The organism is Halobacillus trueperi (assembly GCF_003386945.1).
Lineage (GTDB): Bacteria > Bacillota > Bacilli > Bacillales > Halobacillaceae > Halobacillus > Halobacillus aidingensis.
Window position 1 is genome coordinate 1 of record NZ_QUAE01000036.1, and the last position, 16434, is coordinate 16434.

16 protein-coding genes are annotated in these 16434 nt (G+C 34.5%); all 16 read right to left on the reverse strand.

What is annotated here, in order from left to right; genetic code table 11:
• Positions 1-378: 378 nt before the first annotated feature.
• Positions 379-528: a hypothetical protein gene (locus DYE48_RS21280; protein WP_167449563.1), complete on the reverse strand. Its 150-nt coding sequence runs from the start codon at positions 526-528 to the stop codon at positions 379-381.
• Between the two features lie 519 nt (positions 529-1047).
• Complete coding sequence (locus tag DYE48_RS20285) at positions 1048-2301, reverse strand: MFS transporter (RefSeq protein WP_115825127.1); 1254 nt, start codon at positions 2299-2301, stop codon at positions 1048-1050.
• 72 nt (positions 2302-2373) lie between these two features.
• Positions 2374-2982 carry an ArsR family transcriptional regulator gene (locus DYE48_RS20290; protein WP_115825128.1) on the reverse strand — a complete coding sequence of 203 codons (609 nt, stop codon included), beginning with the start codon at positions 2980-2982 and terminating at the stop codon, positions 2374-2376.
• A gap of 136 nt (positions 2983-3118) precedes the next feature.
• Complete coding sequence (locus DYE48_RS20295; protein ID WP_115825129.1) at positions 3119-3436, reverse strand: hypothetical protein; 318 nt, start codon at positions 3434-3436, stop codon at positions 3119-3121.
• 929 nt (positions 3437-4365) lie between these two features.
• The gene (locus DYE48_RS20310) at positions 4366-4884 is read right to left on the reverse strand and encodes a hypothetical protein (protein ID WP_115825132.1); all 519 of its coding nucleotides are present in this window, start codon (positions 4882-4884) and stop codon (positions 4366-4368) included.
• Between the two features lie 90 nt (positions 4885-4974).
• Positions 4975-5262, reverse strand: coding sequence for a hypothetical protein (locus DYE48_RS20315; RefSeq protein ID WP_115825133.1), 288 nt, complete (start codon positions 5260-5262; stop codon positions 4975-4977).
• Between the two features lie 133 nt (positions 5263-5395).
• Positions 5396-6709: a DUF4179 domain-containing protein gene (locus DYE48_RS20320; protein WP_115825134.1), complete on the reverse strand. Its 1314-nt coding sequence runs from the start codon at positions 6707-6709 to the stop codon at positions 5396-5398.
• Complete coding sequence (locus tag DYE48_RS20325; RefSeq protein WP_115825135.1) at positions 6710-7261, reverse strand: sigma-70 family RNA polymerase sigma factor; 552 nt, start codon at positions 7259-7261, stop codon at positions 6710-6712. It lies immediately after the preceding gene.
• Positions 7262-7579: 318 nt separating this feature from the next.
• Positions 7580-8155, reverse strand: a complete 576-nt coding sequence (locus DYE48_RS20330; protein WP_115825136.1) for a hypothetical protein — start codon at positions 8153-8155, stop codon at positions 7580-7582.
• A gap of 180 nt (positions 8156-8335) precedes the next feature.
• On the reverse strand, positions 8336-8788 hold the full coding sequence (locus tag DYE48_RS20335) for a YoqH family protein (RefSeq protein ID WP_115825137.1): 453 nt from the start codon (positions 8786-8788) through the stop codon (positions 8336-8338).
• A 209-nt stretch (positions 8789-8997) separates the two neighbouring features.
• Positions 8998-9357: a VOC family protein gene (locus tag DYE48_RS20340; protein WP_115825138.1), complete on the reverse strand. Its 360-nt coding sequence runs from the start codon at positions 9355-9357 to the stop codon at positions 8998-9000.
• A 188-nt stretch (positions 9358-9545) separates the two neighbouring features.
• Complete coding sequence (locus tag DYE48_RS20345) at positions 9546-10022, reverse strand: DUF4367 domain-containing protein (RefSeq protein ID WP_167449564.1); 477 nt, start codon at positions 10020-10022, stop codon at positions 9546-9548.
• Between the two features lie 172 nt (positions 10023-10194).
• The gene (locus tag DYE48_RS20350; protein ID WP_115825140.1) at positions 10195-10506 is read right to left on the reverse strand and encodes a hypothetical protein; all 312 of its coding nucleotides are present in this window, start codon (positions 10504-10506) and stop codon (positions 10195-10197) included.
• A 221-nt stretch (positions 10507-10727) separates the two neighbouring features.
• Complete coding sequence (locus DYE48_RS20355; RefSeq protein ID WP_115825141.1) at positions 10728-12302, reverse strand: hypothetical protein; 1575 nt, start codon at positions 12300-12302, stop codon at positions 10728-10730.
• A 349-nt stretch (positions 12303-12651) separates the two neighbouring features.
• Positions 12652-14904: an AAA family ATPase gene (locus DYE48_RS20360; protein ID WP_167449565.1), complete on the reverse strand. Its 2253-nt coding sequence runs from the start codon at positions 14902-14904 to the stop codon at positions 12652-12654.
• 370 nt (positions 14905-15274) lie between these two features.
• Complete coding sequence (locus tag DYE48_RS20365; protein WP_115825143.1) at positions 15275-15931, reverse strand: carboxymuconolactone decarboxylase family protein; 657 nt, start codon at positions 15929-15931, stop codon at positions 15275-15277.
• Positions 15932-16434 lie beyond the last annotated feature (503 nt).

Below are 16434 nucleotides of genomic sequence, written 5' to 3' on the forward strand. Positions count from 1 at the left end.
ACGTCTCGCACCCTTCGGAAGTTCGTCAGTTCCTATCTCAAAGAACGATTCTCACCCTATCTAGTTTTTCAGCCGTGAGGCATATCCGTCGGCATACCTTAGCTATGGCTTCAGCCTTCGTTCTGCCTAATCCACCTGGGCTCCACACCCTAAGACCTGTCCGTCTTAACGCATGGAGGAGTATTGACGGGATGGTTTCGGGAAACATGGATCCTTCATTCCCATCCTCCGTTGTACAGTTGAAATTTAATCAAATAAACTTCCTGCCTTTCACGCTAAAATGCGCTTATGGCAGAACTTGTCGCGCGCCCCCTTTTGCTGAAGACTCGATTTCAAGAAGATATTCTTCACTAGTAAAGAAACAACTACATATTAAAATTAATCTTTTTTCTTTTTCCCTATGTTATAACCCGTAATAATACCAGCTATAGTTAAGATAAGTATGCGCTCATCAAAGTCATCGAAAATCAATCCAAAGCCTGTCCAGACTACTAGAAAAGCTAATATTGAACTTATTAAAGCTCTCAACTTACCCCACCTCTCCCTTAGTACTCTTCTTTGGCACCTACCTTGATTTTTACTATGTATTGAGCAAATGCTTATATCGCAAACGCCCCCATTTCCATAAGACTCGATTTCGAGATATTCTTAAGTTCGTTATCTTAATTTAACTGTCCCTTTACCTAAAGCAGGTAGCTATTTTTTCGTGAATTGAAATTATTAACCCATATAATGAAACGTAGAGTAGTAATTTCCCGTAATACATGTAATCATATCTGGAGGTGCATGATGAAAGACATTTTCAAACTTATACTCGCAGTAATTTTAGGTATAGCATTGTGGGATGGAATAAAATACATATGGAATCTACTAATTTAAATCGTTAAAAAACAACCATTTTTTGGTTGTTTTTTTACTGTCAATAAGTTATCAATGTATTATTGCGGAAAAGCCCCCCGTTTCTTCAAGACTCAGTTTCGAGATAATACTGCTGAGAACTCAGGTTTATTAATATCATTCCATCGAAGGAATGTTCATTTTTCAGTATTAGTCAGCTGTTCTCAATATAGGGTTTAGAAAGAACAATAAAACAACACTAAGTATTAATGGAAAGGAACTCCACGCCATCAAGGTTTGAATTTTTATTCCCATTCCCAAGAAAATTGATGTCACTGCGTATGAAAGTGGAATTAACCCTAATGACCCAGTACGAATCAAACTCATTACGCGCCCTACTTTTTCTTGGCTCGCATACGACTGGACCAATGAAATCAATGGAATGTTAACTCCGGGATTAAGCATACCGATGAAAATAATAATACTCACCGCAACCACGATAGAATTTACTTGACTAAAAATAAGCATGCCTACCCCTTGAAGACCAATTAGATACAGTGCATAAGCCCCTCTCTTACGTTGTATGTTCATAACTCCTATAAGGACTGAACCAAGGACCATTCCAAACGTAAATCCACCTTGCACAAAACTAAAGTCTACCGAGCTTCCATTGAGTACTCCCTCTACGAATATCGGTAGTCCCATCATTAAAGGACCAGATATAAAAAAGTTTACAATAATTGTAATGATAAACAAAGCCCTCAACAAAGAAGAATTCCATGTATAGGTGAACCCCTCCCTTAACTGGACCTTAAAAGATTGCTGATTAATGTTACCTTGTTTTTTTTGATGTTTGTCAGTCCATTTTATGAATAAAACACCTATTCCAGATATGATTAAAAATAAACCAATCAAAATCAAAACAGTGCTATAGCTGAAGATGTTAATTAAAATTCCTGCGAGTAAAGGACCAGTAAATAAAGCAATTTGAATAGCCCCTTGGAGTAAAGAGTTCGCTCTTGTTAGTTGATTTTCTCTAACTACTTTAGGTATCAGTGCATCCCTGGATGGCTCAAATAACCCTCCGCATGCCCCAAAGAAAGTTGCATTAATTACGAGCACCCATATAGGAACTTCTGGCAATAATACGAAAAGTCCTGCAAGTAATATTACTAGAAAAGCTAACGATAGATCAGAAAAGGACATGATTTTCGTTTGTCTGCTTCTATCTGCAACTACCCCTCCTATGACCATAGAAACCATCCGCATGGTCGTTAAACAAACCAATACGATGCCAAGAGAAGCTTCCATACCGAGACTTTCTACTACATACCAGGATTGAATAAACATAAACATTGAGAGACTTAAGCTTGAAACTACAGTGGTAAACCAAAGTAAAATAAACGACTTTGATTTTGATAAAGGAATCGTTGCTTCACTTTCCAATTGCTTTAAACTTTCCATATAACCTCTCCTCTAATAGTTTTTTTACACGGTAAAATTATTTTTACTGTTTGTCCAAAAAAAGAGAACTTTTTAAGATTCCCCTTTTTTCTTTTCATAGAGGCCTTCTTCCACTTGCAAGCCAAGGATATGGAAATAATAAAGTTTAGAATCTGACGAAGGTTCTGGTCTTTGTATTTCCGCAAGCTCCTCCATTAATGTTGAAAACTTCTGCTGCCAAGCTAAAAAATCTTCTTCTTTTGCATGAATCTCATATGCACTAGATCTATACTTCCACATAGCGGGATCCTTTGAACCAGATTCGTCTTGTAGGGATTCTTCAGATGCAGCGAGTATTCGTCTTTTGGATTGTTCCAACATACTTACCATCATCCGTCTAACTGTTTCTGTCATATCAGAATACGGAATTAAAGACTGATCAGGTACGAAGCCACCTGCAACAGCTTGATAAAATTTTTGTACAATCCCATTTTTCTCTTCTTTATGTACAATTTCTACTAATTCATTTCTCTCTAACTCTTTTAAGTGGTAGTGAATACGAGCTCTTGATAGATCAAATACTTCTGAAAGTTGTTGCCCGGTTTTGGGTTTTTCCATTAGGCGCAAAAGTAATTCGGACCTAAACGGATCAGCTAAAGCTTTAAGCTGTTCATGTGTAGTCAATAACTTTATATCTTTCATCTATACTGTTCACTCCATTTACTCGGTAAAATTATTTTAACAATAGTATGTAGGAAGCCTTTAATATTGTCAATTACTTGCTTGCAATTGAATAAGAAAGCGATCACTCTTTATTAAGCAATCGCCCCCGTTAGTTTTACAATGCGCCCCTATCCCGATATAAAAACAACGTAGGTGCATTTAATAAAATGGTAACAATGACAAGTAAAGTTGAAGCAACAGCTACAGCGTGCATCTCCGACAGAGCAGACCAGTCTTCAATGTTTACCAAGTAAAGGTTATAAAAAATTTGTAAACATATTGCGATAGCACAAGCGCTGAAACTGATAATGGTAAGAGCAATCCATTTCTTATTCATCTGTTTTTTACCTAACGCAAGATTAATAATAGGAATTATCCAAGCAACTAATCCAAGTACCAAACTGCCGATGTTAAGCCAACCAGCATCGAACATATTTCATCCCACCTTCATTTTTTCTTTCTAATTTCTCCTTAACAAAATGTCTCGATTGCAGAACATAATACAAAAAGACTCTTCCACTAATCTGCTCCGTCAGTTAAATAGTTAAATGCGACGGTATTCCTTGCGCTTATGTAATTAAGGGCTAATGCTCTATTGAACAATTGCCCCCATTACTTTAAGACTCGACTTTGAGATAATGTCCCCTTTTTTACTAAATTAGGATAATCCTTAGAACCCTGTGATTATAGTACCTATCGTGAACACTAACCCAAATAAAAAATAGATATAAGATGTTGCTCTTTTATTTGATTGGAAATTAACTATACTAAAAATAAAGAGCACAACACCAAAAATAAAAACACCAATATTTACGTTAATAAAAGCTATTCCAATTGATAATAGCAAGAAAAGAAGTCCGATTTTCCTCATATAAACACCCTTTATTGTATAACATCTACTTTCTTAATGTTTACTTTTTTTAATGAATTGCCCCCCCATTTACGAAGACTCTACTTCAAGATAGCACCGATAATTTTTTCTTTTTTCTTATGTCTATGTACTTTTGTGTGATCATTCCTGCATTAAAAACCGATACAATCATAATGAAATAGAAAAGTACTCGAATAGGTATGAACCTTTCCTCACCAGTAAACTCAATAAATGAGAATGAATTTATTACAAAACCGATGGCAGCAAGTAGGATTAAGACAAACTGTACTCTTATAGACTTAACCATTATGAATATTCACTCCTTACTTTTTCAGACTTTTTTACCGATACTGGGCATGTATTAATACTCAAGGGGGTTAGTCAAAATGTAGCTATCGCCCCCGTTTCCATAAGACTCGAATTCAAGATAAACAAAGCTATGGGTGGTTCTTATGCCTTTATCGGAAACGCTAGAACCGTCCACTCACTTCCTATAAATTTTCTATTCGTTCATATAATTTTTGATAATTTTTTTCTTCACTCCCTTTTTTCTCAACATACCAAATATCTTCACGATTTTCTTCGCCACCACTATACATGTAAATCACCGCAAAATGGTCTGTTTCAATCACTTTTGGTGCATTTTCGTATGACATTCCTTCTGTAACAAAAGGTAGATGCCTCTTCTTAGTGTTAATAAAAACAGTAGGAATAACGACTTCCTTAAACGAAAGGGTATATTTGTCTTGGGAGGCTTCTTTAAATACATCCGGCATAATAAATAATGCATCATATTCCTCCAAGGTAGCATTATCTTTTATTAGCTTACTTAGCTCTATTGTTGTGTAGGTAACTTTGTCTGTTTCCACTGATGGTGGAGATCCTACAACAGCAATATTTAGTTTAGATTGTAATGTGTCATCTTCATTACTTTCAGTGGATTCTGCCTCTCCATTCGAACAAGCAACGAGAAATAACAGCAAAATATAACAAACATAATATTTCTTCAATATAGTCACCCCTATTTATACCATTCAAAAATCGTTTATAAAGCCGTATAATTATGATGTTCTTGGAATTCAACTGATTTTGGAGGATTTTCATCCTCCAAACGACCATCCAAACAAAAAGAAAAATGTAAAACCAGCATAAACCACACTGATGATTGAAGTAGAAATCGGAATAACCTTTTTCTTGCCTCTTTCTTTATTGAGACCCTTCACTCCAAAGGAGATACCCAATAAAGCTGTAGATGGGGCTATTTGAATAAAGGTCACTATTGCACCCAAAGGGTTATTGCTTAAAATTGAAGTAACAAAAATAAACAATTGGATAATAAAAACTCCCAATATGATTCCAGATAATATTCCCCAAAATGTTTTTGGCATATCAATTTCTCCTTACGTATCACTACCTAATATCACATTGAACATTCTACCAAAAAAGGAATTAAATACCATGTATCATCCCTAAAAAAGGGCATGATATTGAATTAAACTATCCCCCACAAATAAAGGAGTATTATGGTAAGGAATTTCCCTCTTTATCTTTAAAAATCACTTGGTACTCCTCGTTGTTGAGAAATTCTTTTCCTTCTGACGAATTGAAATATTCATAGATCTGGTTCTCTAGTTTAGTAATTGTACCATTAGTGTTATCACCCTCATTTAATGTTGTATTTACATAAATATTAAATTGGTCATTTTTGTAGTTGGCACCCACGTTCTTTACATGCAATCCTTCTTGTCCGGCTAAAGCAATAGTTAGTTTTCTGGAAATGTCTAGAGCTATTGTTTCTTTTGTAGCCTCATCTCCTCCCATTACTCTAAAGTTAATTTCAAGCGTACCGAAGGTTACGGTTTCTAACTTTTCTGGAAGAGCCTCTTTTACAGCTCTTACATCCATTTCTTTATTGTCCGCGTATATCGTTATCAGATCCGGACTAAAGGAAAAGTCTATTTCTCCTTTGATATCCGCTTCATCTTCCAAATAACTGTTTAGTATTTGCTGCTTCCTTCCCGCTGCAAAATGGCCAGTCATGTCTCCCCACGTGTCATAAGATACTTTTTCAATAACAGTACCTTCAATATAACGGAAAACCTCAACGTTGTAGTTTTCCCTACCAAAAGAATTTATCAAAGAAGAAACTTCTTGATTCAACTCAGAATAATTATTCTGAAATGTCTCTTTCTCCATTTTGACTCCTACAGTAAATATCTCTTCAGTTGGAAGGTAGAAAGCTAATCCAGGTGAATAACCCTTTTCTGCAAGCTTCTCTTTTATTTGTTTTTCTTCGCTTAACATTTTCTCGTCTTTCGTTACTTTCTCGGGCAACTGCATAATGTCTTGTCCCGTATATTGAACAACATCTACTTTATAAGCGGTTAGTCCTTTATCTTCAAGCAGGTTTTCGACCTGGTTTTTAACCTTCTCACTAACAGTGTTAAAGTATCTATCTCCTCCCTCGATACTAATTTCATATGTTTTTTCTAGGACGTGATTGTTAACGGCATGAACTTTAACATTTTTAGAGTTAAGAAGGTCTTGAATGTCCTCACTTACTGGTTCTACATCCTCAGAATCAAATATGGCTCCAATGATTGGAATTTTAGCCATAACATCTGAAACAGTAGGTGATAAAAAGCTGGTTCCGATTAGAATGGCCATGAAAATAGCCGCAGCGGAAGCTATATATACAAAATTATTTCTTTTTCTTGTGGGTTTAGGCTTTACGGTCAATGCATTATGCACATTTTGCTTTATTCGTTTATGCTGTTCGTCAGTGTACTGATTGTTTTCATATTCCTTTCTCGCTTGTTTAAATAAATCTTCCACTTATAACAACTCCTTTCGTAGGAGTGGATTAGATTTTAGCTTTTCTCTTCCTCGAGAAAGCCTCGTCTTTATCGTATTTTCTTTCTCGTTTATCGTTTTCCGAATTGATTCAATGGATTGATCATGGAAATAATGAAGAATAAGGACTTCTCTATACTTAACCGGTAAGGATAATATAGCGGTCAATACTTGTTCTTTCCTGCTTTCTTTTAAGTAAGCTTCTTCTGTACTCTCTGTGTGATTTTCTTGTTCGAAATACTTCAAAGGGTATTTTAGGTGAGCTAGTTTTCTTCTACGTAGAATATCCTTTGCCCGATTTACGGTAATTCGATAAATCCAAGATGAAATAGACGCTTCTCCTCGGAAGCTAGAAAGGTTGTTATACAGTTTAATAAAGACATCTTGGGTAATATCTTCCGCAGTGCCCTGATCTTTAACATAAGAATAAGCTAATAAGTAAACTTTCTTGGAGTGAGAATCCATAAGTTCATCTAGAGCATATTCCTTAGAATTGTATGTAACATCTTTATTTTTCATGGTCACCTCATTCACTCTTCTCCCTCCCTTTTCACTCTTATGACTAATAAGTCCAATATAAGGTTTCAAAAATTAGGGCCTATTGTATTCGAAATTTATTCCAAATATTAAATGGCAGTATTTTTTTCGAACTTAAAAGACCTTCAATATTATCATCAATGTATAAAATGATGTAAATTGAAGGTCTTTTAGTTCGGGACGTTTGTTCAAGTAAAGCCCCCGTTTTTATAAGACTTGATTTCGAGATATATTTGAATTGATCTCCTATAATGCACCTGTTTAGGTCCTCTTTTACTTTAGCTACCCTTTAACTTAATTAAGCAAATACCATTATTAAAATGGATTTTTCTTCTTACTTGGATAATCAATTGAATTAGCTATTTTAACTAATACTTCAGCAGTGACCTTATCAGAAATCCTATTATCATTACTTAGCATGTATTGCCAATCATCCCTTTCAAAAACTAATGCATAAGGCCCTCTACTAAACTTCATATATATTGCTTTATTCGCGTTCTTTAGGTTAACCTTTTTAACAATATACCTATCTGGGATTTGAATTTTATGCTCAATAGCTCGAACATCTATTCTGTAATGATTCCCAGGTGATTTCTCACTTATGAACATCAGTTCTAAAGAATCATTTATAGCGCCATCTAAATCACTAAATCTTCCCAAATAATGAGTAAAGGTTATAGGCGGAATTCTAAGTGGTAGCTTTAAGTCTCGGTTAAAATGTTCTTCAAATTCTTTTATAGCTTCTTCAGCCGTTGTATATCCACCAAATTCAGGATAGAATTCCTCTATGGGTTTAGGTTTATCGTTAGAGTTTGCATATACTGTGCCGTGGCTACACCCCCAAAAGAAAATACTGAAAATGATTAATAAAAGAGACATACATTTATCCATTTAATACCACCCTAAAATTATATTTAGGCATATTTTTAACAGTTAATTAACAACTATTCTTATTGCACTAACCGGGTCGTTAGTTCTTCAGAAAGGACAAACCATTGGTCTTGATTTGCCCCTTTTTCTTTGAGACTCAGTATCAAGATATTCATGAAACGTTATAAAACTCTAATAACCTTATTTGCACTGATCGATATTACTTTTTAGTACAATTGGACCTAACTTTTTGGTTTTAGTATTTGAGAGTCTCACTTGTACCTCTACGTTTTTCATATCCGCTGTAATTAGATCAAATCTCCCTGCCCATGTTGAACTAATTTCTTCAGGAGTAGGATATAGTATAAACCTCCAACTTATTTCTCCGGGAATATGAGCAAATCCTTCATAGCTATCAAAATCCCCATAGTTTGAGGGTTCTGGAAGATGCACAGCAAGAATGCTGATATTAGTGCGAGCAAAACTTGGTGGGAATAGCTGAACTTTATATACTAATGCCGTTCCCTTTGCATTTATTAAATTTTGATCATCAGGTTCTAAAACCATACTACAGGGCATAGTAATTGCATTTACTTGACTTGGGGACATAACAAGTAAAAAAACCATCATTGGAACCAAAATAAATCGTTTCATAAAACACCTCAACCAATTTGTTTTGGCTAGTATCCCCTATTTTAAAGTCCTTAATTATTTTGTTTTCCCGCTTCAATTGTTTATTTCATGAGTAAAGAAAGAGCGCCCCCTCATATTGAGTAATCGCCCCCTATTGTGTAAGACTTGATTTCGAGATATTTTGACCAGATGACTAACTAAGGTCCGAGTTAATTGAATATAAAAGGATTCTAATCTGAAATATTATCTTGTACAAATCCCAATTCATTGCCATCTATATCAAGAATAGTAAACTTTCTACTTCCATATGGAGTAGAAAACAATTCCTCTAACACTTCAGCTCTGTTTTTTAATTTATCCCATAGACTATCTACATTATCGACATAAAAATTAAAACGACCTGGGGTTGGATAATTTTCATGCTCCATTAAAGCAAACATCACTCCCCCTTCATGTTCAAAATGTACGTAATTAGGATTTTCTGGTGGCCATGTTGCTGCAACAGTAAAACCCAGGACTTCTTCATACCATTGTACCGACCTTTTTAAATCCTTTACATTTGCACGGACATGTAAGAGTCTTGTTTTCATATCTCTATTCCTCCTCAATATAACTTTAGATTCTTCAACAAAATTAAATAGCTAAATATATTCCTTGTGCTTTATAATAAAGGGCGAGTGCTATATTAAACAATAGCCCCCAGATACAGGAAGACTTGAAATCAAGGTAAAATAGATCCTAAAGCACCCAACACCTGTTATTCGTGTTACTATGATGGTTATTCAGGTAAGTAAAAACTATCGGCCACTTTGACTAATTCCTCTTTAGTAACGCTATCGTCATAAGTAACTAATTCGTAGTAAATCTTATCTTTTTCCCATTTTAATATCTTTGAATTTTCGTCCTTTCTCTCACCATATCTGCCCTCAAGGTTCTCACTTATCTTTACACTTTCTTTTGTAAAATTAAATGCGTTTTGCATCTTTGTAGCACTAAAGGTGGTCTTACCTTTATCTTGGTTTATAAAGGTAACGAATAAAAGGTTTTGTTCCTTACCAGATATGCTTTCTGCATCCACTTTTGTATTGGAAGGACTATAAGGAAGTGCCTTAGGAATTTCAGGGTTAAAAGACAACTCTTTAAGGGCTTCATTCAATTTTGTATTCTCGTATTCAAATAAGCCACTTGATGAGTTACTACTGCATCCAATCAAAAACACAATGATTGCAATGAACAAGAACACACGACTCTTCAAAATAATCCTCCTAAATTTACTTGTAAACTGATAACACTGGCTATTATTTGTTCTACAATAGCCCCCTTTACTGGAAGACTCGATATCGAGATATTCTGGAGAAAACCTTAAAAATACTTATAATGAGTTTTTGAACATAGTGATTCATTACATATACGCTAAAGGATCATTCCTATTTTTCTTGCTTCTTATAACGAAACACTAAGTACCACCAATAAAGCAAATATGCAAATATCACCAACCATAACCATGCCCATAATTCAAATTCCCTCACACTATTTATGAAGTATTCAAATTCATTCTGATTGCCTCTACCTATACTTGAGAAGACAAGTAAAATAGTAGATAAAGGAATTAAGACAATCGAAATAAGCGAGGAAATTAATAATTGTTTTTTTATTATCATGCGAATCGCCATAGAGAAAGAAATAATTATAAATAAGTAAAAAATAGCAACAATCCAGAAAGGTACTGTTGGAGACAAATTATTCACCACCTTTCAATGCAAAGTAACCTAAAAGATCTATGTATTCTAGGGGTTATATCTTATTCTCTAAGCCATCAATAAATGCTGGGTCTCTATCAAAATTATTAAACTAAAGCCCCCGTTTTTATAAGACTCGAATTCAAGATAATCAAACCCGAGGGATGGTTCTTATGCTTTTATCGGAAGCGCTAGAACCGTACACTCGCTTCAGTTACACATCACTTATTCTTCTTAAAGTACTTTTTTAATACTTGCTTATGTTCAGTAAATTTACGCTGATTACCAAAATAGTTGAGTAAAGATTTTCGATCATAATAAATTTGTGATGGAAAGTTATGTTTCAGTTTTGCTTGCATTTTTTTGCTATTATTCTTGTTGGTTAAATATATCAAAGCATCTTCTGAAAATTTTCCAGACGTAACAAAGACAGGAATGATGGGTTTGCCAGTTACTTTTTGCATTATAGAGCAAGTGCGTTCGAAAAATTTCTTCAAAGAATCATCCTCTTCGTTATCTTTCCCTAATGGGGTTTCATGATCTTGATTCCGTCCCTTCACTTCACAAGCAATAATGAGATCTGGATCTTCATACACTATATCGCATTCACAGTTTCTCCCCTGTCCATCCATGTACTTCATTCCAATACTTGTTCTATAGCCGGCATCGTTAAATATTGAAGCAACTAAGAAATTAAAAACGTACCCCTTCAGATTACCGAACTCCCCATCACGACCTGAATCATTAGCTTTTTCTAATATAGACGATAACTTTTGAGGATCGACTTTATCGGGGTCAATATCTTGTAATTCTTTAAGTGACTGAGCTAATTTGGTGCCAAATACATCAGTCAGTTTCATAATTAATATGCCGCGTTCCCTTGCTAAAGAGTATGCGTCCTTTTCAGCACTATCGACAAAGCAAATAGGCAAAATTTTTAAGTTAGAATCTGTCTTCATCGGTCCCTTGACATTTTGAATTCTCTCTATAAATCCTGATATATCGTGACGTTTAGCCGGTCTATGTAATATTGATTCTATCAAAACAGGAGAACCAGCTTTTTCTCTGGAAGGATCAAATAGTTCGTCTTTGGAGTTGGTTCGGTACATACCCCAAAGATATGTATAACTCACGGCATCAAAGTAAAAACCGTTATACCCTTCATTATAGTTTTGAACGTCTTTTACGTGAGAGCTTGACCAGCCTATTAGGTTCATACTTTCCAACCATTTTAATAAGTCTTCTGTTAATCCTTTTGTAAAAGAAAGCTTCCGAATTCTTTTTTTTATAGCTGGCATAGGTTCATCACCCTGAAAAGTAAACCAGTCCTTCGAAGCAACAACTACAGGAATTCCTTGGTGATGAAACAATTCACGTACAATCCCCATAGCTTTCAAATCGTAAAAAATAGCCTCAGCAGTTTTTCGTTTTGATTGAGTATTGTCTACTACTCCAGCAGATATCTTATTGAATTCAGACCATAACAAAAAACCGTCTTCTTCAACTATCGCTTGGTACATTCTCGGTATAATAGTAGAATGCTCAGGTTTTAAATTCTTGATTTTCGCTTTAAGGCTATGGAAAGGAAGAAAATATATTAGTTCTTTATGCTTTAATTTCACGGGATCCGTACTGAGAATATCTCCGTTTCTTTTCAGTCGATTAATAATAGTTCTAGCGTTGTCGTAGGTAATTTTCTCTTCCTTTTTCATAAGTAATGAGCGTAATTCACTACCTAATAATGGCCCATTGTCATTTAAGATTTTAATACATACATCCTTATATTGTTTGCTCATTTTTTACTGCCCCCCCTTTTGTCACACTGTGCTTAATATAGATTATTAAATAACTTAGGTACGTTAAGTTAAAAATTAAATATGAGTTGATATGAAAGAGCTTTAGCCCAGTCCACCTGAAAATTTAGTTGTAACGGAAATTTTCAATGTGTTTTATTAACATAGCTTACAGGGGGATTTTAGGACTTTTAATATGTTGCCAATACCCAAACCGTTATTCACCTAACCTGCTTCGTTAGTTCATTCTTTCATCTATATAGTTAGAACAGGAGCAAACCATTGTTACTGTTCTGCCCCTTATAGCTGAACACTATTTGAAGGTAACTGACATACCTACTTGTATAATTCATTATTCACTTGTCGAAGCAGCTTCTTTGGTTCCCATTTCTATTTCTTCATTACTTATACCATCGTCTAGCCCATCACGTTCTTTATGTTCAATATTCTTCATCATCATTTCATAATGAGAAGCGTGTCCCATTTTATAAAATATTTGCCTAAATACTTCTAAATATCTTGCTACAATATCCGTACTTCTTTCCACATATAAATCTTCATTTATATGATGTGATCCATCGTGCAACCAAGTAAGTAATGATCTGCAAATTGATTTTTCTTCATCATCAAATTTGCTTACTATGTCTGTTAAATTTACACCTCCAAAAAAGGTAAAATAATTCTCTAAAATTCTTCTCATAACATTTTGAGTTGTTATTAAACTTTGGTTTTTTAAAAGAATTAACTCTTTCCATAATAGTTCATAAGAAGATTTAATTGGATTATCATTGTATTGCTGAACATAAGACTTATTATCCGTTTTTCTAACAATCCAAAACGACTCATTACTGAGGGTTTGATTATGTCTGTTGAAGGAGACCTCTTTGTGAAAGTAGATATTATGAGTCAGTAAAATCAATTGTCTAGTTTCTCCTGTTTCGCTTCTTACCTCTTCAATAATCTCTCTAGTCAGATTACTTACAATAAACAATATGTTGCTATCTAAACTTGATATTGGATCATCTAATACCACGATCTTATTAGTAGTGACTTCTTCCCTATCTGTACTGCCCTTCAATAAATTGTAAAAATAAAGAAAGGTAATAAAAGTCTTTTCTCCTTCACTTAATGTGTTCTCTACATCCTCGCCGTTCTCCCGGACAATCTTGTAATGACCTTTTTCAGTCGCGGTAGCTAATTTGAAATTTGTAAAACCAAAGGCTCTTAACCTTTTGTTAATCTCATTGACTGAGTGTTCAATATTAGTTACTTGCTTTTGAAGTTGAGAAACCTCTTCCTCCAAATTCTTCTTGTGTTTTTCTTTATTTTTTTTACCAGTTTTCCTTCCGTTTATTTCTTTATCCAATTGGTCATCTTTTGATTTGTACCTGGAATAGTTTTCCTTATTTTGCTCAATCAAATATCTCCAGATATCACCTATTAAAACCTGTTTAGCTTCTTTGGCATTTGTCACCAAGTCATTGTTTTCGGTGATTGACTCATTGGCTTTTTTTATTTCAACGTTTATATCAATGATGTTCTTTGAAATATCCTGCAAAGTAATGACCTTACTGGGTTCATTTAGTTTGCTCTTAATTAGGTTCATATTGTCCTTTATCTTAGCTTCGATTAATAAAAAGGTATCTTGGAGCATTTTATTGTCTATATATTCATGGTCTTTATTAATTAAATCTTTTATTTGGGCAATAAGATCTTCTTTATATGCCTCGTAATTCTCTGAAAAACTCTTTAACCTATTTATTTGTTCAGAGTATGTTTGGTCGAAGTAACTATGTAATTTAGCATCTAAATCGTCTGGAAGCTCTTGCTGACAGAAAGGACAAATACCATCAGTATTGTGCATATGGGCATGACCTTGTAGTACCCAATCACTAATGTTTAATTTATTTATTAAATTAGATATGTCTACATCATCTGCACCAATAATTCTTGTATTAAGAATAGAAATATCTTGAAACTCAATAGTTGATTGTATCAGTGATATAGTATCTACTTTTACAAGCGTACGTTCAAAAAGTGCCTCTCTCCTGTGGACTAAATCTATAAATTTCTTTAGTTCGTTTTTATTATCAGCTTCTGCTATGAATTTTTTCATTAGATTTTTTTTGGAATTTTTGTAGCCCGTAAATGCCTCTTTGAAATATGAAGTATATTTATCTTTTATACTCCAACACTCTTCTTTGAAAATATTTCTATTACTGTTCCTTTCATCTTCTTTACTTTCTATACCTTCATTCAAGTCACTTATTTTTTCTCTATGTTTCTCTATCTCGTCTTTAGTTTCCTTAATTTGTTCCATGGTTTCTTTTTGGTCTTTACCTAAAGTAAAGATCCCTTTAATATGTTCGTTTTGTCTAAAGTTCTCTTCAACAAAATTCCTATTATAAACAAATATCTTATGGTCAGGTTCAGGTTGAGTAATGTAGCAATCTGGAAATTCATCAATGTTACGCAATACTTCAGATATAGTTGTTTTTCCAGAGCCATTGCTTCCATAAAAGTAATTTACTTTCTCCAAACCTTTAATTTCAACACCCTTATTGTCGTAAGTTGCTACATTCCTCAAGGTAATTTCATTAATCATATAATCCCCCATTAACCTTAAAAAATTTAACTTATACCACATTTTACCACAGAACATTATTTAAAAAAGATTGAATATCTCGAAACTGAGTCTTCCACAAACCTGCCCGTTTCTTTAAGACTCAGTTTCGAGATAAAAACTCAGAAATTGAATAATTATATGCATTTATGCATTGATAACTACTCACTTATATTTACAACTTTTCTAATAAACGTACTGAGCTAAAAACTTAAATTTTTTCTCGCGCAACATCAATTAAAGATGAAGCAGCCTTAATAAAAAGTATCAATATGCAATAGAGGCGATTACTTGGTCAAGTAATCGCCTCTATATATTGGAAACTTATATTTGATATAACTTATATTATCCTTCACTCATCATATGAATTTAGCGCATTAACACTGTGAGCAAGGGCCGAACCTGCCTTTAATGCAGTAGCAACAAAAATGGCTTCTGCTACCTCCTCTTTTGTAGATCCCAGCTGTTTCGCGCCTTTTGTATGAACATCGATGCAGTAAGGGCAGCCTGTTGTATGTGCGATCGCTACGGCAATGAGCTCCTTATCTATAGCAGATATAGCTCCATCTTTCATTGATTGTTGATCAAAATCGACAAAAGCATGAAACGCACCTTCATGTAGATTGGAAAGTTCTTTAAGACGGCTGAAGTAAGAGGCTTTGTATAAAGCATCGTCGCCTTTTTCATCATATGTATTCAACGCATTTACACTGTGTGCGATGGATGAACCTGCTTTTAGCGCTGTAGCTACAAGGATCGCTTCTGATACTTCTTCTTTTGACGCTTCCTGTTTCTTCACATTTTTCACGTGCAAATCGATACAATATGGGCAGCCCGTCACGTGAGCAACAGCTACAGCGATCAATTCTTTTAATTTACCATTCAGCTTTCCTGGTTCTAGCGCCTTTTTATCAAACTCCACAAAAGCCTTGAACGCTTCTGGTGCCAAATCTCCAAGTTCCGGCAGCCTCTCAAAGTATGATTTTGCATAAAGTACATCGTTCCCCATGGTCCTCTCTCCTTTGTATTCTTTAATTCTTTACAATGATAAATTTTACCATTACAGGGTCGCCTCGTAAATGAAGTGAGGGAATTTTCTGTCTCTTTCATATTCAATAATTCTTTTAAAAGGCATGCTTAGAAATAAGATTGTATTAAAGTAAATGGTTGCCCCGATACCAAAAAGCAACTTTGGCCTAAGTTGCTCCATTCTAAGGCGACCATTCACTACTATTAGAATCCTCTGTTTCCTATAGAGAATTCTATGCTAATGCATGGAAATAATTGAAATGGGGGACCGGCACTCAAAAAACTATAGCAGAGCCATTGACGGGAATAGCATTTATTGATATAATCAAAATTAATTATTCTTGTTCGTTTAAAAATGAAAGCAAAAGTAACTAGTAAGTCACTTTCGTCTGGAATGAATATGCAGAGCAATAATAGTAATACATTGTGGATCAGTTCCACGCAGGAGGTAACAATTTATGTTACAAGGTAATGTTAAATGGT